This window comes from Nonomuraea sp. NPDC050663 (assembly GCF_044456985.1).
Taxonomy (GTDB): domain Bacteria; phylum Actinomycetota; class Actinomycetes; order Streptosporangiales; family Streptosporangiaceae; genus Nonomuraea.
This window is the reverse complement of sequence record NZ_JBITGL010000006.1, coordinates 478,847-501,853: the sequence shown is the minus strand read 5'-3', so window position 1 is coordinate 501,853 and position 23,007 is coordinate 478,847. Positions and strand designations below refer to the sequence as shown.

Below are 23,007 nucleotides of genomic sequence, written 5' to 3'. Positions count from 1 at the left end.
GCATACGGAAATACCCTCAAATGTGAGCTAAGGGGAGAGTTAACATCCGGCGAACGCCGGTCCCCAGTATTGAAGCGCCTCCCCCTCCATCATGCGCCCAGCTTCCGTGGAATAGCGTGTGTCCCATGTACGAGATCACCGTTTTGCGCATGCCCGCGGATTTCGAGGGTGAGGTCGTCGCCACCCTCATCTCCCGGCGGACCGGGTCGCGGCGGGCGGTTCTGTACATCCACGGCTTCACCGACTACTTCTTCCAAGACCACCTGGCCGAGCACTATCTCGCCCAAGGTATCGACTTCTACGCGCTCGACCTGCGCAAGTACGGCCGCTCGCTGCTGCCGCACCAGACCCGCGGGCTGATCAAGAGCATCACGGACTACTTCCCGGAGATCGACGAGGCGGTCCGGATCATCCGGCAGGACCACGACGAGCTGACCGTCAACGCCCACTCCACCGGCGGCCTGACCGCCGCCCTGTGGGCCGACCGGGTGCGCGGCAGGGGGCTCGTCGACGGCCTGGTGCTCAACAGCCCCTTCTTCGACCTCAACGTGCCCGTGCCGCTGCGGCTGGCCGCCGACGTGCTCAGGGGGCCGCTGTCGTACTCCGTCAGGGCGCTGCCCCTCGGCGTCAGCATGGCGTACGGCTACAGCCTGCACCGCGACCACGGCGGCGAATGGGACTACGACCTGGAGATGAAGCCCCACGGCGGCTTCGCCGTGCACGCCATGTGGCTGGCGGCGATCCGACGGGCGCAGCGGCGGCTGCACGGCGGCCTGGCGATCGACGTGCCGGTCCTGGTGCTCAGCTCCTCGACGGGGCTGCGGGTGCGCGACTTCGTGCCCGAGGCGCGCAGCGCCGACATCGTGCTCGACCCGCGCCAGATCGCCCGCTGGGCGCCCTGCCTCGGCCCGCACGTGACGTGCGTGCGCGTCCAGGACGGCGTGCACGACCTGGTCCTGTCGGCCGAGCCGGTGCGCAAGCAGGTCTTCGCCGAGGTCGACCGCTGGATGTCGGCCTACATCTCCTACCAGGGGAACGAGAACAGCCCGTAGTAGGCGGCCGCGACCAGCAGCAGGCCGGTGCCGCCCAGCACGCCGGCGATCGCGACGTGCTGGCCGCGCGTGGGCCGCATGCCGTCACGCAGGGCCGACACGACCGTCGCCACCGCCGTGACCTCCTGCAGGAGCATCAGTACGGCGAGCACGCGCACGATCAGCCACCCCGACAGCACCGCCGGCCAGGCGCCCGCCTGGTTGACCGAGAACATCACCAGCAGCGTGATGAACGCGATGACCGAGGCGAGCAGCCCCAGCCCGGTCCAGGCCATGCGGCGCAGCCTGCGCCGGATCGGCGCCCACAACTCCGCGTTGTGCACCGCCGCCGTCAGGGGGCGGCCGCGCAGCCGTACGACCAGCTCGGCGAACGGCCCCGCTACGTAGCCGACGGCGGCCAGGCAGATCGTCAGCCCCAGCATGGTGCCGCCGGCGTACCAGGGGGCGGCGGGCACGTCGCTGGCCTGGAAACGTTGCGTGGGGGTGGCCCCGGCGATGGGCAGCGTGGGCTTGGCGGCGCCGGGCAGGGCCTTGATCCAGTTGGCGAGCGTCTCCAGGTAGCCCGGGGCGAACGGGCCTCCGGCGATGCGCATGGCGTGGTCGGCCTGGTCGAGGAAGCGGATGGTGAACTTGTCGTTGCCCGTCTCGGTGAGGGCCTTGGTGAGCGCCTGGGTGCTCTCGACGAAGGGGATCGACGGGTCCGTCGTGCCGTACAGGGCCAGGACCGGCTGGCGCATCTGCCGCAGCGCGGGCACCGCGTCGTGGCGCAGGAAGTCGAAGCCGAAGTTGCCCATCGCCCTGGTCAGCAGGTCGCGCACGCCCGCAGGCGCCCGCAGGCGCAGCAGCTGCTCGTTGAGCGCCCAGGCGACCTGGCTCAGCGGCGAGACGTTGGGCGAGGAGATCAGGACCACGAAGCCCACGTCGGGGTCGGCGGCGGCGATCGGGGCCACCCAGCCGCCTTCACTGACGGCCCAGATCCCGGCCAGGTTCGGGTCGACGTCGGGACGGCTGCGCAGATACTTGATCATGCGCAGGGCGTCGTCGGCGAGGAGCGAGAAGTCGCGGTCGCGGAAGTTGTAGCCGACCGTGCGCTTGTCGAAGGCCAGCGTCACCACCCCGGCGGCGGCGAGGAACTCGGCCTGCGGCACGAACTCCTCCTGCGAGCCGTTGCCCGAGCCGGAGATGAAGACCATGGCCGGATGGCGTCCCGGCGTCGCGGGCGCGCGCACGGTCGCCTGGAGCTGCTGGCCGACGGCCGGTATCGTGATCTTCTCGGTGCGGTAGGGATCGGCCGCCACCACCGGCCTGCGTTCGTACTCCGGCTGCGCGGGCAGAGACTGGAAAGCCGCGTCCACCTGGAGGGGAGGCGGGTCGAAGGCAGGAGGCAAGGCGTAACCCAGAGTCGCCAGAGCCAGGAGTACCAGTCCGGCGGCCACGCCCAAGGTGCCACGACCGGCGCCCATCGGCCTCCCCATGTGTATTGTTTTGCCCGCTGATCTTCAAGGCTACTCCCGCGTGGCGTGTCGCTGGGACCACCTTTGTCAGTGGGACCTGTTAGCTTCCTGGGACATGCGCGTGCTGCATACCTCCGACTGGCACCTCGGACGCTCCTTCCATCGGGAGAGCCTCCTCGAGGCGCAGGCCGCCTTCGTCGACCACCTGGTCGAGACGGTAAGGGCCGAGCGGGTCGAGGTGGTGGCGATCTCCGGAGACGTCTACGACCGGGCCCTGCCGCCCGTCGACGCGGTCGCCCTGTGCAACGAGGCCCTGCGGCGCCTGGTCGCCGAGCGCGTCCGCGTCGTGATCATCAGCGGCAACCACGACTCCGCCCGTCGCCTCGGCTTCGGCTCCGACCTGATCGACGCGGCAGGGGTGCACCTGCGCACCGACCCGTCACGCTCCTGGGAGCCGATCGACATCGACGGCGTCGCCTTCTACGGCATCCCCTACCTCGAACCCGAGCTGGTGCGCGGCCCGTGGGAGCTCGAGTCACGCACCCACACCGCCGCGCTCGGCCACGCCATGGACAAGGTCAGGGCCGACCTCGTACGGCACGGCGGACCCTCCGTGGTGCTCGCCCACGCCTTCGTCACCGGGGGCGAGGCCAGCGACAGCGAACGCGACATCAGCGTCGGCGGCGTCGCCCACGTGCCGCTGACGGCCTTCGACGGCGTCTCCTACGTGGCGCTGGGCCACCTGCACGGGCGGCAGCAGATGTCGACGTCCGTGCGCTACTCCGGCTCGCCCCTGGCCTACTCCTTCTCGGAGGCCAACCAGGTCAAGGGCTGCTGGCTGGTCGACATCGACTCCTCCGGATTCGCCTCGGCCGGCTTCGTCGCCGCGCCCGTGCCCCGCCCCGTCGGGCGGCTGCGCGGCATGCTCGACGACCTGCTCACCTCGTCCCGCTATTCCGACCACGAAAGCCACTGGCTGCAGGTGACCCTCACCGACCCGGTCCGCCCCAAGGCGGCGATGGACCGCCTGCGCGCTCGCTTCCCGCACACCCTCGCGCTCTCCTTCGACCCGGTCGGGGCCTCCCCGGCCGTCCCGCTGCCCCGCCTCGCCGGGCGGCCGGAGAGCGAGGTCGCCCTCGACTTCGTGCGAGAGGTGCGCGGCGAGGCCGCCTCGCCCGACGAGGAGGCGCTGCTGCGTGCGGCCATCGAGGCTTCCCGGCTCAAGGAGGCAAACTCCTAGTGCGGCCCCACCTGCTCACCCTGACCGCCTTCGGCTCCTTCCCCGGCACCGAGCGGGTCGACTTCGACGCCCTGGCCGAAGCCGGGCTCTTCCTCGTCCACGGACCCACCGGGGCGGGCAAGACCACCATCCTCGACGCCCTGTGCTACGCCCTCTACGGGCAGGTGCCGGGGCAGCGCAACAGCGCCCGCTCGCTGCGCTGCGACCACGCGCCCGCCGGCGTCGGACCCTCGGTCGTGCTCGACGTCACCATCAGGGGACGCCGCCTGCGCATCGAGCGCTCACCCGCCTGGCAGCGCCCCAAACTGCGGGGGAGCGGATTCACCGAGGAGAAAGCCAAGGTCGTCGTCTCCGAGCGGGCGGGGGAGACCTCGTGGAACGGCCTCACCACCCGGGCCGACGAGGCCGGCGACCTGGTCGGCGGGCTGCTCGGGATGAACTGCGACCAGTTCTGCCAGGTCGCCATGCTGCCGCAGGGCGACTTCGCGCGGTTCCTGCGGGCCGACGGCGACGAACGGCGGCGGCTGCTGGAGCGGCTGTTCACGGTGAAGGTGTTCACGCAGGCGGAGGCGTGGCTGGCGGAGCAGCGCAAGCTCACCTGGCGGGGGCAGCAGGAGCTGCGGCAGCAGGTCGACTTCGCGGTGCACCGGATCGAGGAGGCAGCGGGGGAGGCTCTTCTCACGGCGGTGTCTTCGGCTGCTGCGGTGTCCTCTGCTGCGGTGTCCTCTGCGTCGGTCTCCTCTGCGTCGGTCTCCTCTGCGTCGGCCTCCTCTGCGTCGGCCCTCTCCGCTTCGGCCTCCGCCGTCCCCGGTTCCGCGCCCGCCGGACCGCGTGCCTCCGCCGGTACGGCAGGCGCGCCCGGTGAAGAGCTGCCCTGGTCCCGAGCCGTCCACGCCGAGGCCGGAGCCGCCGCCACCCGAGCGACCGAGGCCGCCACCGCCGCCGAGGGCGCCCTGCGCGCCGCCAGGCTCTCCTTCGACCAAGCCACCACCCTCGCCGACCGCCAGCGCAGGCACGCCGAGGCGCTCACCCTGCGCCGCACCCTCGACGAGCGCGCCGACGAACGCGCCGACCTGGTCGCCATCCTCGACGACGCGGCCAGAGCCGACCGGGTGCTCCCGTTGATCGCCGGAGCCCGCCAGCGCGCGGAGGCGGTGCGCAAGACCCGCACCCTCGCCGCCGACGCCGTCGCCAGAGCCCGCCAACTCCTGCCACGCCACCCGGACGGCCAGGCCCCCCAGCCGCGCCCCGACTCCGGGCACCACGCCGACCACGGAGCCGCCCATCCGGCCGGGCATCAAACCGAGCACGCCGCCGAGGATCTCGCACAGCAGCTGGCCCAGCTCGAGCGTGAACGGCAGCGCGAGATGGCCAGGCTCTCCGAGCTCCTCACCGAGGAAGCCAGACTCCTCGTGGTCCGCCGCGACCTGGGCCGCACCGAAGCCGAGCTCGCCGAGCTCACCACCGCCGACGAGACCATCGCCACCCGCCTGGCAGCCCTCCCGCAACGCCTGCGCGAGGTCGAGACCGCCCTCGCCGAGGCCAGGCTCGACGCCGCCCGCATCCCCGCCGTCGAAGCCGTCGTCGCCGCCGCCCGCGACCTGATCGCCGTCGAGCGAGACCTGCTCCACCTGGCCGCCGAACTGGAAACCCTCTCCGAGCGCGAGGCCGAGGTGTCCGCGCTCGACGCCGAACTGCCCGACCGGATGGCAGACATCACCGCCCGCCTGGCCGAGGTCCGCGCCCAGGCCGCCGCCGTACCCTCCGCCCGCGCCGCAGTGGACTCGGCGACGTCCGCCCTCGAGTCGGCCAGGCGCAGAGAGATCCTGACCGCCGAACTGGAGTCGGCGTCCGGCGCGCTGCAGGAGCTGGTCGACCGCGCCCAGGAGTCGCGCGAACGCTGGCTCGACATCCGCCAGGCCCGCATCGAGGGCATGGCCGCCGAGCTGGCCCGCGACCTGGCCGAGGGCGACCCGTGCGCGGTGTGCGGCTCGGAGGACCACCCGAGCCCCGCCGCCCCCGCCCCCAGCGCGCCGTCGGCCGACGACGAGCACGCGGCCGAGTCGGCCCACGAGGAGGCGCACGCCGAACGCGAGGCCGCCGAGGTGGCGGTGGCCGCCCTGCGCTCACGCCTGGCCGAGGCGGCGGGCGACCTCGACCCGGAGGAGGCCGAGCAGGCGCTCATCCTGGCGCAGGAGGAGCTCGACCGGCTGGAGTCCGTGGCCGACCAGGAGCCGTCGCTGCTCGGGGAGCTGGATCGGGTGGAGGCGGAGCGGGAGCGCGTGCGCGAGCAGGCCCGCGCCGTCGGCGAGGCCCTGGCCGCCCATCGCACCCACCGCACCCAGCTCCAGGCCGAACGCTCCCGCCTCCTGACCCGCCTCACGACTCCACCACCCGCCACGACGCAGCCGCCGCACGTCGTGGAGCCGCCCCACGGCACGGACTCGCTGAACGGCACGGACTCGTCGCACTGCACGGACTCGCCGAACGGCATCGCGTCGTCGCCCGTCGCGTCGTCGCGCGTCGCGCCGTCCGCTGAGCCGTCCCCCGACGCTGAGCCTGGTGAGTCCAGCGCGCCGTCGCCCGACCCGGCTCGCGGAAAGGAGACGCCCGACCCGGCCCGGACGACGACCGTCGAGGGGCCGCACCAAGCCGATGGCGAAGGGCGCCGGTTGCTGGCCGATGCCGAGCAGGACCTGGCGCGTCTCCGCCACTCGGCCGCGCGCCTCGACGCCCTGGCCGCCGAGGCCGAGCGGCTGCGCACGCAGCAGCTCCACCTCGACGACGACTCCAAGCGCGTCACCGCCCGCCTGGCCGCCTGCCGTACCCGCCGTGAAGAGCTGAGCGCCGACGCCGGGCGCCTGACGGCCCGTCTCGACAGCGCCAGGGGCGACGACCCCACGCTGACCGCGCGCCTGTCCCGGCTGGGCGACGAGGCCGAGCTGCTTCGCGAGGCGCTCGACGCGATCCAGGACGCGAGCGCGGCCGTGGCCGAGCACCTCAAGGCCGTCGAGGAGGCCGAGACCGCAGCCACCGAGGCGGGCTTCGACAGCGCGGCCGACGCGCAGGACGCCGCGCGTACCCCGGCCGAGCGGGAGGCGAGGGCCGGGCGGCTGCGCGAGCTCGACGCCCAGCACGCCGCGGTCACCAGCACGCTGGCCGACCCCCAGCTGGTGGCGGCCGCCGCGCAGCCGGTGCCCGACCTGCGGGCGCTGCACGCCGAGCTGGAGGAGCGCGAGCGCGACCACACCGCCCGCGCCTCGGCCCGCGACCGCGCGGTGAGCCGGGAGCGCCGCCTGGCGACGCTGCACGACGAGCTGGCCGCCTGCCTGGCCGCCTGGGCTCCGGCGGCCGAGCGCCACCGGCTGGCCGAGCGGCTGGCGGCGCTGGCGAGCGGCACCAGCGGCGACAACCAGTGGAGCATGAGCCTGTCGTCGTTCGTGCTGGGCGAGCGCCTGCGGCAGGTGGTCGAGGCGGCCAACGAGCGGCTCGACCACATGTCGGGCAGCCGCTACCAGCTGCAGCACGACCTGCGGAAGACGGCGGGGGCCCGCGGCAGGGCGGGCGGCGGCCTGGGGTTGCGGGTGGCCGACGGCTGGACGGGCGTCGACCGTGACCCGGCGACGTTGTCGGGCGGCGAGAGCTTCATCACCTCTCTCGCCCTGGCGCTCGGACTGGCCGACGTGGTCGCCGCCGAGTCGGGCGGCGCCGAGATCGGCACCCTGTTCGTCGACGAGGGTTTCGGCACGCTCGACGAAGACACGCTCGACGGGGTGCTCGACATCCTCGACGGCCTGCGTGACGGCGGCAGGGCGGTGGGGATCGTCAGCCACGTGGCCGAGCTGCGCACGCGCATCCCGGCCCAGTTGAGGGTCTCCAAGACCCGCAGCGGCTCGACGGTGTCGGTGACCACTCCGGGGTGAACAGAGGGTGCCTGGGCGAATGCATAGGGTAATGATGGGGGCATGATCCAAGCCCCCGCCGCAGCCCGCCCCAGCACCGCCAGGATCGCGATCGCCAGCCTGGCCGGCACGGCGATCGAGTTCTACGACTTCTTCATCTACGGCACCGCCGCTGCCCTGGTGTTCAACGAGGCCTTCTTCCCCCAGTTGGACCCGCTGACCGGCACGCTGGCCGCGTTCTCGACGTTCGCGGTGGCCTTCGTCGCCCGCCCCCTCGGCTCGGCGATCTTCGGCCACTGGGGCGACCGGGTCGGCCGCACCTCGGTGCTGGTCGTCTCGCTGCTGCTGATGGGGCTGTCGACGGTGGCGATCGGCCTGCTGCCCGACTACGCGGCGATCGGGGTGGCCGCGCCGGCGCTGCTGGTGGCGCTGCGGTTCCTGCAGGGCATCGGCCTGGGCGGCGAGTGGGGCGGGGCGGCGCTGCTGGCCACCGAGCACGCGCCGCCCGGCGAGCGCGGCCGCTATGCGATCTTCCCGCAGCTCGGCCCGTCGGTGGGTTTCGTCGGCGCGACCGTGGCGTTCATGCTGGCGGGCACCGAGCACTGGCGCGTGCCGTTCGTCGCGAGCCTGCTGCTGGTGGTCGTCGGCCTCTACATCCGGGTGCGGATCGCCGAGACGCCGGTCTTCCGCGAGGCCGTCGAGCAGGGCCGCATCGCGAGGGTGCCGGTCGCCGCGCTGCTGCGCGCCCAGGGCGGGCGGGTGCTGCTCGGCGCGGGCGCGATGGTGATCGGCTACACCCTGTTCTACACCTCCACGACGTACGGCCTGGCCTACGGCACCAGGACGCTGGGCATCGAGCGCGACACCATGCTGGCGGTCTTGTTGTTCGGCGTGGTGTTCATGGGTGCGGGCACCGTCATGTCCGCCCTGATCTCCGACAGGATCGGGCGTCGCCGTACGCTCATCGCCGGCTCGCTGGCCGCGGTGGTGTGGGGGCCGGTGATGTTCCCGCTGATGGACACCAGGTCGACGGCGGCGGTCGCGATGGCGATGGCGGGCGCGCTGTTCGTCATGGGACTGGTGTACGGCCCGATGGGCGCCTACCTGCCCGAGTTGTTCCGCACGGAGTACCGCTACAGCGGCGCCTCCCTCGCCTACAGCCTCGGCGGCGTGGTCGGCGGGGCGGTGCCGCCGCTGGTGGCCACCCAGATGCAGGCGAGCGGTCTCGGCTCGCTCGCGATCGGCGGTTACGTGTCGGCGATGGCGGCGTTGAGCCTGGGTAGCGTGCTGATGCTGCCGGAGACGAGAAAAGTGCGCCTGTGATGTCACAAAGCCGGACGCTGCCCCGTCTACCTGGCATGAAGAACATTTTGATCGTCGGTGGCGGATACGTCGGCATGTACACGGCACTCGGACTGCGCCGGCTGGTGCGCAGGGGCGAGGCCACGGTCACGGTGATCGACCCCCGTGGCTACATGACCTACCAGCCCTTCCTCGCGGAGGCGGCGGGCGGCGCGATCGAGCCGCGCCACGTCGCCGCCCCGCTGGAGCGGGTGCTCAAGCACGCCAGGGTGCTGACCGGCCGGGTGACCCGCGTCGACCACTTCACCCGCAGCGTGGAGTTCCAGCCCGCGCAGGGCCCGGCCAGGGTGGTCGGCTACGACATCCTGGTGATGGCGGCCGGTTCGGTCAGCCGGCCGATGCCGATCCCCGGACTGGCCGAGCACGCGGTGGCCTTCAAGACCCTGGGCGAGGCGGTGCACCTGCGCAACCACGTGCTGGAGCGGATCGCGCTGGCCGCCTCGACCGACGACCCGGCCGTGCGCGACGAGGCGCTCTCGTTCGTCGTGGTCGGCGGCGGGTTCGCCGGGGTGGAGGCGCTCGCCGAGCTGCAGGCCATGGCCGACGACGCGGTGCGCCGTCACCCGGAGCTGAAGCCGCGCTGGCTGCTCGTCGAGGCGACCGGCAGGATCCTGCCCGAGCTCGACGGCACGCTGGGCGAGTGGACCGTCGAGGCGCTCACCAGGCGCGGCGTCGAGGTGCACCTCAACACCACGCTCACCTCGGCGGAGGGCGGCCTGGTCGTCCTGGCCGACGGCACCCGCCTGCAGGCCGGGACCCTGGTGTGGGCGGCGGGCGTCAAGCCCAACCCCCTCGCCCAGGCCAGCGACCTGCCTCTCGACCGCGCGGGGCGCATCAAGGCCACGGAGTACCTGACCGTCGAGGGCGTGCCCGACGCGTTCACCGCCGGTGACGGGGCCGCCGTGCCCGACCTGACCAAGCCCGGCCAGTTCACCGCCCCCAACGCCCAGCATGCCGTACGGCAGGCCAAGCACCTGGCCAGGAACCTGGCCGCCTACGTCAGGGGCAGGGAGCTCAAGCCGTACCGGCACGCCTACCTCGGCTCGGTCGCCGGCCTCGGCCACCACCAGGGCGTCGCCCAGGTCTACGGCGTCAAGCTCACCGGCTTCCTCGGCTGGCTGGCGCACCGCGCCTACCACCTCGGCTGGGTGCCCACCTTCAGCCACAAGGCCAAGGTGCTGGGCAACTGGACCCTGGCGATGCTCTTCCGCCGCGAGGCCGTCCAGCTGAGCGGCATCGAGCACGCGGGCGACGACTTCAGAGCTGCCCTGGAAACAGCAGCGCCAGCTCCCGCGGGTACGCCGCGATGAGGCGCAGCTCGTCGTCGGTGAGGGGCCGGCCGGTCATCGCATTGCACAGCTGCACCAGCTGGAAGGCCAGTTCCTCGTCGGCGACCTCGGCACCGAGCCCCTCCATGACGTGCCGGAACCCGGCCTTGCCGCCGTACTCCCCGGTCAGCACCACCCGCCCCTCCCGGCCGTGCCAGTCGGCCGGGAACGGCCCGAGCGCCGCCTCGTCGAACAGCTCGTAGTTGCCGTGATCCTTCAGCGCCCCGTCGGCGTGGATGCCCGACTCGTGGGCGAAGGCGTTGCGCCCCACCCCGACCTGGTTGTACGGCAGAGGCTGGCCGAAGGCGTAGCTCGCCCACAACGCGAACCTGCGCGCCCACGACAGGTCGAGCGCGTCGCCGATCTCGGTCTTCTCCAGGCCGAAGCCGTGCTGGAAGGCCAGGATCGTCGAGAGCAGGTCGGCGTTGCCCGCCCGTTCGCCGATCCCGTTGACACAGGTGTTGATCCACGCGTCCTGACCCGCCTCGAGATCGCCCAGCGCGCCGGCGACGGAGTTGGCCACGGCCATGCCCAGGTCGTTGTGGCAGTGCGTCTCGATGGGCAGGCCGGTGGCGCTGGCCAGCCTGGCGAACCGCTCGCGGATGTGGCCGGGGCTCTCGCCGCCGATGGTGTCGCAGTAGCGCACCCGGTCGGCGCCCGCCTCCCTGGCGGCCAGCGCGAACTCCAGCAGGAATCCCTCGTCGGTGCGTGAGCCGTCCTCGGCGTTGACACCCACCGTCTCGGCGCCGCCGTCCTTGGCCGCGCGGACCGCCGCGGTCATCTCGGCGATGATCGCCTTGCGGTCGAGCCTGCCCTTGAACTTGTTCTGGATCATGTAATCGGACGTCGAGATGGACAGGTTGTAGTGCTTCAGGCCCAAGGGGAGGGCCTTGCCGACGTCCTCCCGCACCCCCCGGCACCACCCGGACAACCGCAGATCGCCCAGCGCGCCCGCCTGCGCCAGCGCCACCTGGGCGCGCACGTAGGGCTGCTCGTGGAACAGGAAGGGAAAGCCGATCTCCGACTGGGCGACGCCGAGCCTGGCCAGGTAGACGTTGACCATCGTCTTGCCGAACTTGGACAGGCCCGTCCTGGCGGTCTGCACGCCGTCGCGGTTGGTGACGTCAAGGAAATGGATACGTGGCATGCCTTCCACGTTGACAGCACTTCTCAATGTGGATCAATGTTGATTATAATCAATGTCTTGTGGAGTGGATCGATGCCGCCGCGGCGGCGGAGCGGCTCGGGGTGAAGCAGGCGACCCTGTACGCCTATGTCAGCCGGGGAGTGCTCAGGCGGCGGCGCGACGACGACGGCAAGCGGAGCCTGTTCGATCCCGCCGAGGTCGAGGAGCTGGCCAGGAAGGGGCGTCCCCGGCGGCCGCCCAGCCCGTCGGAGCTGGTCATCGAGTCGTCGATCACGCTGCTGGGGGAGGACCGGCCCTACTATCGCGGTCGCGACGCCCTGGAGCTGGCCCGGGAGTGCACCTTCGAGGAGGTTGCCGGCTGGTTGTGGGGGGCGCCGGGGACGTGGGAGAGCGTGCCGGAGGCGGTCGCGGCCGCGCGGCAGGCGGTGCCCGAGCATCTGCTGCCGATCGAGCGGCTCCAGGTGATCACCACCGTGCTGGGGGCCACCGACTCGCTGCGCTTCCACCTCGACCCGGCCTCGGTCGCCGCCACCGGCCACCGCCTCATCGCCGGCCTCGTCGACGCCCTCGGCCCAGCACACGCCGCCGGCCCGTCATCCGCTCCCGCCGACGTCCCGCCCAGGTCCGAGGGCGGCGATCCGCCGGGGTTCGAGGGCGGCGATTCGCCTGGGTTCGAAGACAGCGTCCCGCCCGGGTTCGAGGATGGCGATTCGCCCGGGTGTGCCGGGACGGCGTCCGTCGCCGGGCGGCTCTGGCGGGGCCTGGGCCCGTGGCCCGCCGAGCCCCGCCTGCTGACCGCCCTCCAGGCGGCCCTCGTCCTGCTCGCCGATCACGAACTGGCCGCCTCCACCCTCGCCGCCCGCGTGGCCGCCTCCGCCAGGGCCGATCCCTACGCCGTCGTCCTCACCGGCCTCGGCGTGCTCAGCGGCCCCCTGCACGGCGGCGCCTCCTACGCCGCCGAACGCCTGCTCGCCGAGGTCGACCACCCCGGCCGCGCCGCCCGCGTGATCGCCGAGCGGGTACGGCGGGGCGAGCGCATCCCCGGCTTCGGCCACACCGTCTACAAGCACGGCGACGCCCGCGCGAGCGTGCTCATGGAACTCATCGAGCAGGCCGCCCCCGGCCACGAGCGCCTGCTGTGCGCCCGGGCCGTGATGGACGAGCTGCGCCGCAGGCGCCTGCCCGCTCCCAACGTCGACTTCGCCCTGGCGACGCTGGTCGCGGTCGGCGGCATGACACCGGGATCCGGTGAAGCGATCTTCGCCGTCGCCAGGACCGCGGGCTGGCTGGCTCACGCCATGGAGGAGTACGCCGGCCGTACGCTCCTGAGACCGCGCGCCGTCTACACCGGCCGGCACCCGGGCGCGGCTCAGTAACCGCGGCTCACCAACCGCAGCTCAGTAGCCGCAGCTCACCAACCGCGGTTCAGTAACCGCGGGTGCGGCGCGATGCGGGCCGGATGCGCCTGGCCAGGTCGCGCCCGCGGAAGGCCCGCAGGATCTCCGCGCCCAGGATCACCCCCGCGCCGAGCGACAACGCGATCGACAGCGCCTCGATCAGGTGCAGCGTGCCGTTCGACAGCTCGCCCAGGCTCATCTCCAGCATGCCCCGGTACAACATGCTTCCCGGCAGCAGCGGGCCGATGGCCGGGATCACGAACACCATCGACGGCACGTTCACCCGCCGCGCGTAGGCGGTGCCGATCACGCCGACCAGCGCCGACGAGATCGTCGTGGACACCAGCGACGGGAATCCGTGGTGGGACAGAAAGACGAAACCCACCCAGATCAGGAGCCCGCCCAGCGCGCCGCCCAGCAGGTGGCGCGGCGGCACCAGCAACGCGACCGCGAACGTCAGGCTCACCCCGAGCGCACCCGCCAGCTGCGGGAAGGCCGCCGAGAGCGGCGCCGTGGGCACGTTGTCGATCGTGATCGGCACGCCCAGCTTCACCGCCACCACGAGCGTCGTGCTGATCCCGGAGATCACCGCCGCCACGATGAACACGATCTCGGACAGCCGCGCCGTCGCGGTCACGTACTCGCCCGCGATGCCGTCCTGCACGCACGCCACCAGCGGACGGCCCGGCAGCAGGGCGATCACCGCGCCGACCACGACAGCCGAGGCCTGCACGTTGACCTCCTGCCAGATCAGCAGCACCGCGACCAGCGCGCCGAGCGCGGCCGCGGTCGCCAGGCCGAAGAACTCGGCCACGCCGCGGCGCGACAGCCACGCACTCGCCCGGTCGCCCAGCACGGTCGCGACGAACGCCGCCATCGCCACCACCACGCCGCCGCCGATCAGCACCGCCGCCGAGGCCGAGATGAGCGCCAGGGAGACGGTGACCGCCCAGCCCGGGTAGACCGGCGTGCGGCGGGTGATCTCCCTGAGCCGCTCGTGGGTCTCGGCCAGCGTCAGCTGCCTCGAGACGATCTCGCCGACCAGGTCGTGGACCGCGATCAGGCGGTCGTAGTCGGGCTGGCGCCGCCTGACCCGCCGCTCGGCCGTCGTGGCAGCGCGCCCGTCCTCCGGGACCTGCGACAGCGTGAGCGCCGAGAGGTTGACGTCGACCTCGACGTTGCGCAGGCCGTACGTCTCGGTGATGCGGCGCATCGCGTCGCCCACCCGCTCCGTCGCCTCGCCGCTGCCCAGCAGCAGCTCGCCGACCTTCAGCGCCAGGGCCATGGCGCGATGCCCCTCGGCTTCCGAAGCGGCGTACACGCGTCCAGCCTCGCGGCAACATCCCGGTCGCTATGGGTGCAACGCGGGCGTTTGGCGAAGAATTGGAGCTTCGGCCCGGCTACGCGCTCCTGTCCACGTACGCCGCCAGCGCCTTCACCCGCTCGGCGTGCTGATCGTGCCCGACGATGATCGGCGGCTCGTTGTACGGCATGGCGTCGCTGGAACGGCGCAGCTTGATGTACTGCCCGCACGCGTCGATCGCGTACGGCTCCATGTCGTCCTGCAGCGCCCCGATCACGGTGATGCCGTAAGTCTCGCCGATGCGCCTGAACAGCGCCACCGCCTCCCGCCGGTGCTCCTTGCCGAGGTTGCGGCCGAGCTCGTCGAGGACCAGGCACAGATGCCCGCCGCCCGACGAGGCGATCGCCGCCGCGCACACCAGCTTGACCGCCTTCTCGTCCATGAGAGCCGTGTTGGCGCGCCGGTTGTACGGCACGAAGCCCTGGCCCTCGCCGCGCTTCCACTTCGGCGTGACCCGCCACTGCCAGCGCTGCTCGGGATCGGCGGGCGCGGGCGGCACCGGGAACTCCAGGGTCGCGCCGTAGCCGCCGTACGAGGTGTCGAGCTTCTCGAACTCCTCCGCCACCCGCACCAGCCTGGCCTTGATCGCCGCCGTCAGCGCCGCCCGGTGCACGGCCGTCGACTGCGCCGCCTCCTCCGCGCCCTTCGTCGCCGCCGCCAGGTCACGCTGCCTGGTCGACAGCTGCGTCTCGATCTGGCGGCGCTGATGCTTTTCGTACTCCTCCTGACCGCGAAGGTACGACGCCAGCGCCCCGCAGACCGCCGCGAACGTCGCCTGCTCGCGCGAGGTGCGCCCGGCCCGCTCCGACATCAGGAACGCCAGCTCCTCCGGCACCTCGTCGTCGCCGCCGAACGTGTCGCGGAAGGCCTGGTCGAAGTGCCGTTCGGCGATGCGCCACCACTCGTCGGAGGTGCGCGGGCGCTCCTCCTCCGGCAGCGCCGCGATCCACTCCCTGGCGCCCTCGACGGAGCCGTTCCAGTCGTGGACCAGCTCCTCCAGCTTCAGCCCCTCGCGCTCCCTGCCCACCTGCGCGGCCTGGTCGCGGGCCTGGTTGCGCTCGCCCTCGTGACGGTGGCGGCGGCCCTCCAGGCGCTCGATCTCCATGTCGCGGGTGCGGGCGCGGAAGTCGAGCGTGCTCGTCTCCTGCTCGGCCGTCGCCACCTGTGGGACCAGCTCGTTGAGCGCCTCGGTCAGCTCGGCCAGCTTGGCGCGCCGCTCGGCCAGCCTGCCCTCGAGCTCCGCCAGCCGCACCCCGGCCTTGGCGCCCTCCAGCCGCTGCTGGCCCTCCGCGACCGACTCCTCCGCCTGCCGTACGGCTTGCGCGGCCTCCTCCTGGGTGTCCTTGGCGCGGTGGAGGCGGAGCTCGGCCGCCTTGATGCGCGCCTCCCGGCCGGTGGCCACGCCGTCGAACGCCCCGACGACGCTCACCCCGGCCGAGCTCACCAGGACGGAACCGGGCAACCCGGCCAGAGCCTTGGCCGCCCCCTCGAGATCGGAGGCGTCGACGATGACGGCATGCTCGGTCGGCCAGCCGCGCAGCCCCTTGAGATCAAGGCCCGCGAAGCCGTCACCGACGATCGTGCCTGAGGTGCCGGTGGCGCCACCAGCCGCGGTCGCACCTGACTCGCCGGCCCCATCACCGGCGGCGGTCCTGCCACCGCCTGCGCCTGACTCGCGGGCGTCGTCGCGGGCATGCTCGGCCACGTCCAGCGCGTCGAGCAGCCCCGTCGCGGAGAGCCCCGCCGCCACCAAAGCGTTGAGCTGGGCCGCCGCCGGACCACCCTCGGCGTCGTCGAGCGCCGCCTGAGCCGAGGCCACCTCACGATCGGCGACCCCCAGCGCCTTCAACGCGTCGTTCAGCCGCCGCCGCGCCTCACCCAGCTCACGCTCGGCCGCCGGCACATCGCGGCCGTCGGCCAGCCGCCGCGTCTCCTCCAGCCCGGGGATCAGGCCGCGCAGCTCGTCGGCGGAGTTCTCCGCCACCGCCCGATCCGACTCCATCTTCGCCACCCGCGCCTGCGACGCCGCCAGCTCCCGGCGCGCGTCGACCAGCCGCCGGTCCATGGTGTCGTCCTTCAGCGTCGCGATCTCCGCCTTGACCAGGGCGATCGCCTCGACCGCCCGCTCCTCGGCGGCACGATGCCCCTCCAGCTGCGCGGCCAGGTGCTCGTCACGGTCGGCCGCGTCGGCCAGCCGCCGCGTCTGACGGCCCCGCCAGCACCGCAACGCCTCCGCCAGCCGTACGCGCGCCTGGTCACGCCGGTCGAACGTCGCCACCAGCGCCCGCGACTCCGCCTCGAACTCCGCCAGCCGATCGCCCGCCTCCGCGGCCTTGACCCGCCTGGCATGCTCGTCGCGCCGGGCCTCGCGCTCCAGCTCCAGCTCCGAGTCGAGCCCCGTCAGCGCCGCGATCGCCTCGAACACCCGCTCGGGGGAGATCTCGTTGAGCGGCTGCGACAGCAGGTTCGTGGCCACCTTGCTGCGCACCGACGTCGACAGGAACGACACGCAGCGCACGCGGTCGCCGTACAGGACCTTCGTCAGATCGCGCGCCACCACGTCGCGCCGCCCCGCCGAGCGCGGCAACGACGCCCACAACTCGTCGGCCCGCGCCACCCGCTCCGCCTCGGAATGCGCCGCGGCCAGGTGCACCCCGTCCCTCCACCGGATCTCCAGGTGCGGCGCCTCCTGGCTGACCTTCAACCACACCGTGACCGCCTCGGCGGACTCCTGCTCGAACAGCACCCCACCCTCGCCGGTCGCCTCGCCCTCGTCCGGCACCGCCCCGGCCACCCGCTCGACCCCCTGCGGCACCGGCCCAGCCACCTGCTCGGCCCCCTGCGGCACCGGCCCAGCCTCCTGAGACACCGGGACGCCGTGCTGCGGATGGCCGAACACGCCGACGATGTAGCCGTGGTTCGCGCTCGCCCACTGCCTGCCGCCCGCGCCGCTCGCCAGCTCGGCGTTGAACAGCAGCTCCGACACCGCCTTCGCACCCGACGCGAACCGCCACTGCTCGTCGCCCAGCAGCGCCGTGATCGACGCGATGAAGGACGACTTGCCCGCGCCGTTGGAGTCCTTCGGCCCGGCCCCGGCGACCACGATGAGAGTGCCGGGCACGGTGGGGACGGGGTGCGTGGACAGACGCGAGATGTTGACCGCCTGCACGGCGATCAGCACCCTGTCACCGACGATGTTCTCCGTCTGCGTCACCGCTTACCCCCGTTGCCTTTCCACCCGTCACACCGGCGTCTCGCAGCCGGCCAAGTCGTCATCGCCCGGCCACACCGGACCACCGCCGTCTGCCCGGCCACCTGGTCGTGCCGGGAGCCCGTCGTGTGTCCGGTCACCTGGTCGTGCCGGGAGGCCGCTGGCTGTCCGGTCACCTGGCCGCGCAAGGCCGCCATCTCCGCCCATGCACTCGGCAGCACCGGGCCGCCGCCATGTGCCCGGTCGCCCGGCCGCGCCGGGAGGCCGTCGCCGGTCTGGTCGCCTGGCCGCGCCGGGCCGACGTGGTGTCCGGTCACCTGGCCGCCGCCCGTCTCGCCCGTACTGCCGCGGCCAGCGGGGTCTGCGGTCCCGCGGCCAGGATCAGCTCCTCCTGCAGCCGCCGCCGCGCGGCCGGGGTGAGGCGGTGGAACTGCGGTCCTGGCACGTAACCGCCCGCCTCCTCGCCGGACTTCACCGTGGCGAGCAGACCGGCATGCCGCAGCGTGCGCAGGGCCGACTCCAGCTCGCCGATCGGGACCTGCGTGTGGCGGCGCAGTTCCTCGGCCGGGGTGGGGTGAGGGGAGAGCCAGGTGTCCTCCGGCAGCACCCCTTCGGCACGCGGGATGGCCACCGAGTGCACGAGCACCAGCGTCAGGACGGCACGCTCGCTCTCGCCCAGCGTGGTCGCGCTCCAGCGGTCGTCGTAGCCGGTGGTCCAGCGTTCGCGCTGCGGGATGAGGACGCGGCCCCGGCGGGCGAGCATGTCGGAGAGCGCCTTACGGAGCGCCGGGTCGCGCAGGGCGGCGAAGCGGGCTTCCTGGACGGGTTCCGCGGCGTTCTCGACGGCCATGAAGGCGGCGACGAGTTCGGCGCGGCTGCGCTCGTCGTAGGAGTCGAGGATGTCGTCGAAGGCCGCCGACTCGCCACCCTCGACTCGGCCGCCGATGAAGGAAGTGGGGGGCGGGGAGGGGGCTGCCTCGGCGGGCTCAGCGGTGGGTTCAGCGGTGGGTTCAGCGGTGGGTTCAGCGGTGGGTTCAGCGGTGGGTTCAGCGGTGGGTTCAGCGGTGGGTTGGGCGGCGTTATGGGCGCCGGGCTCCGCCGTGTCACGACTCGCCGACGCGGCGCCAGGTGGGGGCGAAGGCAGGTGGGTGGGCTCCCCCGAGGGCTCAGCGACGATGGTGGGCTCGGCGGCAGGCCCAGTGGGGGCGGCGGGCCCGGTGACGATGGTGGGCTCGGTGGCGGGCCCGGTGACGATGGTGGGTTCGGTGGGCCCGGTGGGCCCGGTGGCCCCGGTGACGGTGGCGGGCTCGGTGGGCTCGGTGACGGTGGCGGGCTCGGTGGGCTCGGTGGGCTCGGTGGCGGTAGGGAGTGCGGGATCGGCCGTGCCCGTCGGTTCGGTGGCCGGCGCGGCGGTGGCCGCCGGGGGTTCCGTCGCCGGCGGCGGCTCCTCGGCCGCGGAGTACGGCAGGGCGCCCGCCAGAGGCTGGGGTTCCGGTAGGCGGCGGACGAGTTCCTTCAGCTGCGCATGCGACTCCACCGGCCACGTCGCGCAGCGCGGCCCCAGCATGACCACCCCGTCCGCGAACACCACCCACGCCGAATCGTGCAATCGCCGCAGCGCGCCGATCGCCCAGTTGCGCATCAGGTCGTCGGATCGCCCGATCAGGGCCCGGTAGGTGTCGAGCACGAGCTCGGCCGGTGCGGGCAGGCCCGGCCACGGGTCGACGGACAGGTCGCCCCAGCAGCACTTGAGGCAGGCCGCCAGCACCCGCCGGGTCTCGCCCGAGCGTTCGACGGGCATGGCGGGGATCTGGTGCTCCTCCAGCACGGAGGGGGTCGCGCCGTCGGGCCACACGCTGAGGGCCAGGCCCGTGGAGTCGGGGTGCGACAGCCGCAGGGTGCCCGCGGGGGCGGGGGTGCCGGCGGCGAGGCGCAGGGGGCCGCCGGAGCGGATCAGGACGTGCGCGTGCGTGACGTCATCGGCACCTGAGGGGCGGCGGCCCGGCGGGGGAACGTCGGTGGTCATGAGGCCTCCCTCTCGAGGAAGCCGTGCGACAACCACGTGGGTTCGCCTTCGGGCCGCACCGACAGCGTGTCGGTCCACACCAGCCGGTAGGGCAGCTCGGGCCGCAGGTCGATCGTGGTCAGGTCGGCGAGCAGCCGTCGGACAGACGGCCAGTCGGCGCCGATGACGTCGGCCAGCGCCACCTTCGGCGACGATCCCAGCAGCGTCTCGGCCAGGGTGATGAGCCGTTCGTTGCCCGGCGGATCGGCCAGGTCCGAGGAGGGGCCCGGGTCGGGCAGGGCGGAGCGCGGGGGAGTGGGCTGGGCGGGTGCGGGGCGCGGGGCCTCGTCGACGGCGCGGGCGATGGCCGCTGGATCGTGCCAAGGCGCCGGGGCGTCGAACACGAACCCGTCGAGCACGCCCGCGAGCGCGGAACGGGACGCGGTCTGGGCGAAGGTGCGCCAGGTCTCGGTGGGCAGCAGCGTGAGGTTGCGGGTGGTGCCCGCGGAGTCAGCCAGGCGTCCGGCGGCGCGGCGGGAGGCGTCGCTGTAGGAGTAGATCGCGGCGCGCAGTTCGGTGCAGACGCGGTCGAGCGCGGGCCATCGGGTGAGGATGGTGCCGTGGAGCCCCTGGGCGCGCTGGGCGATCTCTTCGGTGCCCCAGAGCTTGGGCGCCTGCTCGCGCAGCTCCTCGATGGTGCCCGTGGTCAGGGTGATGAGCTCCAGCGCCCACAGCCGGAAGGCGCGGGTGAGGTTGGCGGCCGACTGCCGCGCTTCCTCCATGGTGGTGCGGGGATCGGCAACGTTGAGGTCTTCGAGGGCCAGCAGCCGGTGCATCTCGGACTGGCCGCCGTCGTCCATCATGCGCCTGATGAACATCAGCCCGACGACGCTGGTGAAGGAGGCGCGGTAGCGCAGCTGGTTGGGCTTGGGGAAGACCTCGCGGATGGCGCCGAGCGAGCGCAGCACGCGCAGGCGGTTCTCGAACTGCTCGGAGGGGTAGGCGCGGCACACGGCGCGCATCTGCTCGTGGGTCAGCCACTCCTCGCCGGCCTCGGCGAACGCCGCGAACAGGGTCTCGGCGATGTCGACCAGGGCGGGGTCGTCGACGACGGCGCCGCTGTCGCGGGCCAGCGCGGCGAACATGCGGCGATAGGTCGACAGGACCGCCTCGTCGGACAGGGCGGCGTCGAGGGTCAGCAGCTCCTCAGGCACGGGCTCTAAGGTACGGCCTGCGTCCGACAATCTCAGACGCCGTTGACCCGATAGGGAAAACATAGCGGCCTGCACTACAACTGACCGCTATCGTTTCCTCCGTTGTTTGGGGGACAAATCGGCATATTGACGGGGTGGGTGACGGATGGGGATCCGTGCGCTCCGCGGGGACAGAGCGACGGCCACGATCGCCGCCGTAGTCGTCGCGGGCTTGGTCGTCGCAGCAGCGATCTTCGGTGTGGGCGTCTCCAGCGCCAACCCCAAGCTCGCCGACGTGGGCGCCTGGTTATGGACGCAGCTGCGCGGCAAGGTCGTGCACGTCAACGGCCTGTCCGGTGAGGTCGACGGCTACATCGACCACAAGGCGGGCAAACAGCTCAAGGTCGTCCAGGACGGCGGCAACGTGCTGCTCGTCGACGAGTCCACCGGGTTCGTCAGCCGCATCGAGCCCAGCCAGCTCAACGTCGCCCAGACCCGCAACTTCGGCGCGGCGGGACTGCAGCTCGTGCTGTCAGGGCCGAGCGCCTACGCGGTCAACCCGTCGGGCACGGTCCAGCAGATCGACCCGCTGACGCTCAACTCCGTCGGCACGCCGGTCGCGTTGCCGGGGCCGCTGGGAGCCGCCCGCATCGACGGCGGCGGACGCCTGTGGGTGCCCGTCACGGCCAAGGGCGAGGCCGTACCGGTGAGCGCGGGCGTGGCCGAGCGCCCGGTCAAGGTCGGCGAGCCGGGCGAGGAGCTGTCGATCACGATCGCCGGCGGCCTGCCCGTGATCGTCAACACCCGCGCCGCGACGGCGGTCGTCATCGGCGCCGACGGCGGAGCGGGCGAAATCGCCCTGCCCAAGGAAGTCGCCCAGGCGGCCAAGGGCGGCGTGCTGGCCCCCGCCACCACCGAGGGCAGCCTGGTGCCGCTCCTGTCGCCAGGGCCCGACGGCCTGCTGGTCGTCATCGACACCATGTCGAACGCGGTGCTGACCACCAAGCTCCCCGCCGCGGACCCGCTGGAGCTGGGCGTGCCGCAGGTGCTCGGCAGCCGCATCTACGTGCCCGACTCCAGCACCGGCGGGCTCATCGTGTGGGACAGCGCCGCCAAGGGCGCGCCCACCACGCTGCAGGTGGCCGACCAGCCGGGTCCCCTGGACGTCTTCGTCAAGGACGGCCTGTTGTGGGCCAACGACCAGGGCGGCGACCGGGCCGTCGTGATCGACCCCGAGGGGCGCAAGCACGCCATCGACAAGGATGACACCGACGTCCCGGGGCCCACGAACACCCCCAAGCCGACGCCGACGCCCAAGCCGGAACCGACGCGCGACAACCACGACCAGAACCCGACCGGCCGCCCCGACCCGATCAAGAAGGCCGAGGACGACGAGGGCGAGCCGTCGAAGAAGCCCAAGAAGCCGACGCCCACGGCCACGCCGACCCCGACGGAGTCGCCGACCCCCACTCCCACGCCCACCGAGTCGCCCACCCCGACGCAGAGCCCGTCACCGAGCCCCAGCCCCACACCCACGCCGCCGGGGAAACCGGGTTCGGTGAGCGCCAGGTCGGGACCGGGCAGGATCGATGTGAACTTCAGCCCGTCGACCGGCGGCAAGGTCACCAAGTACACGCTCAAGGGAGCGGGCGGCGACGTCACGCCCTCGTCGGTCGACGCCGACGGGCCGTTCCAGTTCGAGGTCAAGGGCGGCGACTGCGCCAAGGAGTACACGTTCGTCGTGGTCGCCCACTGGGAGGGCGGCGAGATCGAGTCCGACCCGAGCGCGGGCGCGCGTCCCTGCGTCGCGCCCGGCGCGCCGTCGGGCTTCAAGGCGACGGCCAAGAACCGGGGGGCGGACCTGAGCTGGTCGGCTCCGGCGAACGCGGGCAACGACGTGACCTACGTGCTGTCGGGGGCGGCGTCCAAGGAGCTGAAGGAGACCTCGTTCAGCGTGGGGGAGCTGGCCAACAACAAGCAGTACGAGTTCAAGCTGAAGGCCAGGAACGAGGCGGGGGAGAGCCCCGAGGCGGCCACGGCGACAGCCGACCTCGCCTATCCACGCAACGCCTACTCCAACGCGTACAACGACCAGACGAACTCGCTGATCAGGTGCAGCCCGTCGGGATCGGGCGACTGCGGCAGCATCCCCGTGGGCACCTACCTGTCGATCACCGTCATCTGCCAGGCCCGGGGCAAGTCCGTGAGCGAGAGCCAGTCCGGTGAGACCAGCGACATCTGGGACCGCATCGAGTGGAACGGCGGCACGGCGTACATCAGCGACACCCTGATGCGCACGCCCAGAGGCGGCTTCCCCGCCGCCCCGCTGTTCGAGTGCACCGACTAGGAGAGC

At 72.8% G+C, this 23,007-nt stretch carries 13 protein-coding genes; 7 read left to right on the top strand and 6 right to left on the bottom strand.

Features of this window, described 5'->3' with window-relative positions; all coding sequences use genetic code 11:
• The first annotated feature begins 125 nt into the window (after nt 1–125).
• On the top strand, nt 126–1,052 hold the full coding sequence (locus tag ACIBH1_RS22545; RefSeq protein ID WP_397315803.1) for an alpha/beta hydrolase: 927 nt from the start codon (nt 126–128) through the stop codon (nt 1,050–1,052).
• On the opposite strand, the gene ACIBH1_RS22540 is transcribed toward ACIBH1_RS22545, so the two are convergent.
• Nucleotides 1,025–2,515, bottom strand: coding sequence for an alpha/beta hydrolase family protein (locus tag ACIBH1_RS22540; protein WP_397315802.1), 1,491 nt, complete (start codon nt 2,513–2,515; stop codon nt 1,025–1,027). The two genes, ACIBH1_RS22545 and ACIBH1_RS22540, sit on opposite strands and share 28 nt — an antisense overlap.
• A 106-nt stretch (nt 2,516–2,621) precedes the next feature.
• Between ACIBH1_RS22540 and ACIBH1_RS22535 the strand changes: the two genes are divergently transcribed.
• Genes ACIBH1_RS22535 through ACIBH1_RS22520 form a run of 4 tightly spaced genes read left to right on the top strand, consistent with a single transcriptional unit; the run spans nt 2,622 to nt 10,320 of the window.
• Nucleotides 2,622–3,746: an exonuclease SbcCD subunit D gene (locus ACIBH1_RS22535; protein WP_397315801.1), complete on the top strand. Its 1,125-nt coding sequence runs from the start codon at nt 2,622–2,624 to the stop codon at nt 3,744–3,746.
• A complete protein-coding gene (locus tag ACIBH1_RS22530) occupies nt 3,746–7,669 on the top strand; it encodes an AAA family ATPase (protein ID WP_397315800.1) in 3,924 nt (1,307 codons plus the stop codon). Before ACIBH1_RS22535 ends, ACIBH1_RS22530 begins: the two co-directional genes overlap by 1 nt.
• 42 nt (nt 7,670–7,711) lie before the next feature.
• On the top strand, nt 7,712–8,971 hold the full coding sequence (locus ACIBH1_RS22525; protein WP_397315799.1) for an MFS transporter: 1,260 nt from the start codon (nt 7,712–7,714) through the stop codon (nt 8,969–8,971).
• A 35-nt stretch (nt 8,972–9,006) separates the two neighbouring features.
• Nucleotides 9,007–10,320, top strand: a complete 1,314-nt coding sequence (locus ACIBH1_RS22520; protein WP_397315798.1) for an NAD(P)/FAD-dependent oxidoreductase — start codon at nt 9,007–9,009, stop codon at nt 10,318–10,320.
• On the opposite strand, the gene ACIBH1_RS22515 is transcribed toward ACIBH1_RS22520, so the two are convergent.
• Nucleotides 10,268–11,485 (bottom strand): LeuA family protein, encoded by a 1,218-nt coding sequence (locus ACIBH1_RS22515; RefSeq protein ID WP_397315797.1) that lies wholly within the window; start codon nt 11,483–11,485, stop codon nt 10,268–10,270. The two genes, ACIBH1_RS22520 and ACIBH1_RS22515, sit on opposite strands and share 53 nt — an antisense overlap.
• A 59-nt stretch (nt 11,486–11,544) precedes the next feature.
• Here ACIBH1_RS22515 and ACIBH1_RS22510 point away from each other — a divergent pair, with 59 nt between their 5' ends.
• Nucleotides 11,545–12,861 carry a citrate synthase gene (locus ACIBH1_RS22510; RefSeq protein ID WP_397315796.1) on the top strand — a complete coding sequence of 439 codons (1,317 nt, stop codon included), beginning with the start codon at nt 11,545–11,547 and terminating at the stop codon, nt 12,859–12,861.
• A gap of 49 nt (nt 12,862–12,910) precedes the next feature.
• Here the strand turns inward: ACIBH1_RS22510 and ACIBH1_RS22505 are convergent, their stop codons facing one another.
• The 4 genes from ACIBH1_RS22505 to ACIBH1_RS22490 form a co-directional block, all read right to left on the bottom strand.
• The gene (locus ACIBH1_RS22505) at nt 12,911–14,203 is read right to left on the bottom strand and encodes a threonine/serine exporter ThrE family protein (protein ID WP_397315795.1); all 1,293 of its coding nucleotides are present in this window, start codon (nt 14,201–14,203) and stop codon (nt 12,911–12,913) included.
• Between the two features lie 79 nt (nt 14,204–14,282).
• Nucleotides 14,283–17,459, bottom strand: a complete 3,177-nt coding sequence (locus ACIBH1_RS22500) for a chromosome partitioning protein ParA (RefSeq protein ID WP_397315794.1) — start codon at nt 17,457–17,459, stop codon at nt 14,283–14,285.
• A 310-nt stretch (nt 17,460–17,769) separates the two neighbouring features.
• Nucleotides 17,770–19,482, bottom strand: a complete 1,713-nt coding sequence (locus tag ACIBH1_RS22495) for a PT domain-containing protein (RefSeq protein ID WP_397315793.1) — start codon at nt 19,480–19,482, stop codon at nt 17,770–17,772.
• Nucleotides 19,479–20,675 carry a hypothetical protein gene (locus ACIBH1_RS22490; RefSeq protein ID WP_397315792.1) on the bottom strand — a complete coding sequence of 399 codons (1,197 nt, stop codon included), beginning with the start codon at nt 20,673–20,675 and terminating at the stop codon, nt 19,479–19,481. The genes ACIBH1_RS22495 and ACIBH1_RS22490 overlap by 4 nt, the downstream gene beginning before the upstream one ends.
• 145 nt (nt 20,676–20,820) lie before the next feature.
• Here ACIBH1_RS22490 and ACIBH1_RS22485 point away from each other — a divergent pair, with 145 nt between their 5' ends.
• Nucleotides 20,821–23,001: a hypothetical protein gene (locus ACIBH1_RS22485; RefSeq protein WP_397315791.1), complete on the top strand. Its 2,181-nt coding sequence runs from the start codon at nt 20,821–20,823 to the stop codon at nt 22,999–23,001.
• Nucleotides 23,002–23,007: the final 6 nt, after the last annotated feature.

What these genes read in the sequence shown, in the direction of transcription:
- ACIBH1_RS22485 (WP_397315791.1), top strand. Translation starts at nt 20,821, where the DNA reads ATGGGGATCCGTGCGCTCCGCGGGGACAGAGCGACGGCCACGATCGCC.
- ACIBH1_RS22545 (WP_397315803.1), top strand. Translation starts at nt 126, where the DNA reads ATGTACGAGATCACCGTTTTGCGCATGCCCGCGGATTTCGAGGGTGAG.
- ACIBH1_RS22495 (WP_397315793.1), bottom strand. Translation starts at nt 19,482, where the DNA reads ATGACCACCGACGTTCCCCCGCCGGGCCGCCGCCCCTCAGGTGCCGAT.
- ACIBH1_RS22515 (WP_397315797.1), bottom strand. Translation starts at nt 11,485, where the DNA reads ATGCCACGTATCCATTTCCTTGACGTCACCAACCGCGACGGCGTGCAG.
- ACIBH1_RS22520 (WP_397315798.1), top strand. Translation starts at nt 9,007, where the DNA reads ATGAAGAACATTTTGATCGTCGGTGGCGGATACGTCGGCATGTACACG.
- ACIBH1_RS22525 (WP_397315799.1), top strand. Translation starts at nt 7,712, where the DNA reads ATGATCCAAGCCCCCGCCGCAGCCCGCCCCAGCACCGCCAGGATCGCG.
- ACIBH1_RS22540 (WP_397315802.1), bottom strand. Translation starts at nt 2,515, where the DNA reads ATGGGCGCCGGTCGTGGCACCTTGGGCGTGGCCGCCGGACTGGTACTC.
- ACIBH1_RS22535 (WP_397315801.1), top strand. Translation starts at nt 2,622, where the DNA reads ATGCGCGTGCTGCATACCTCCGACTGGCACCTCGGACGCTCCTTCCAT.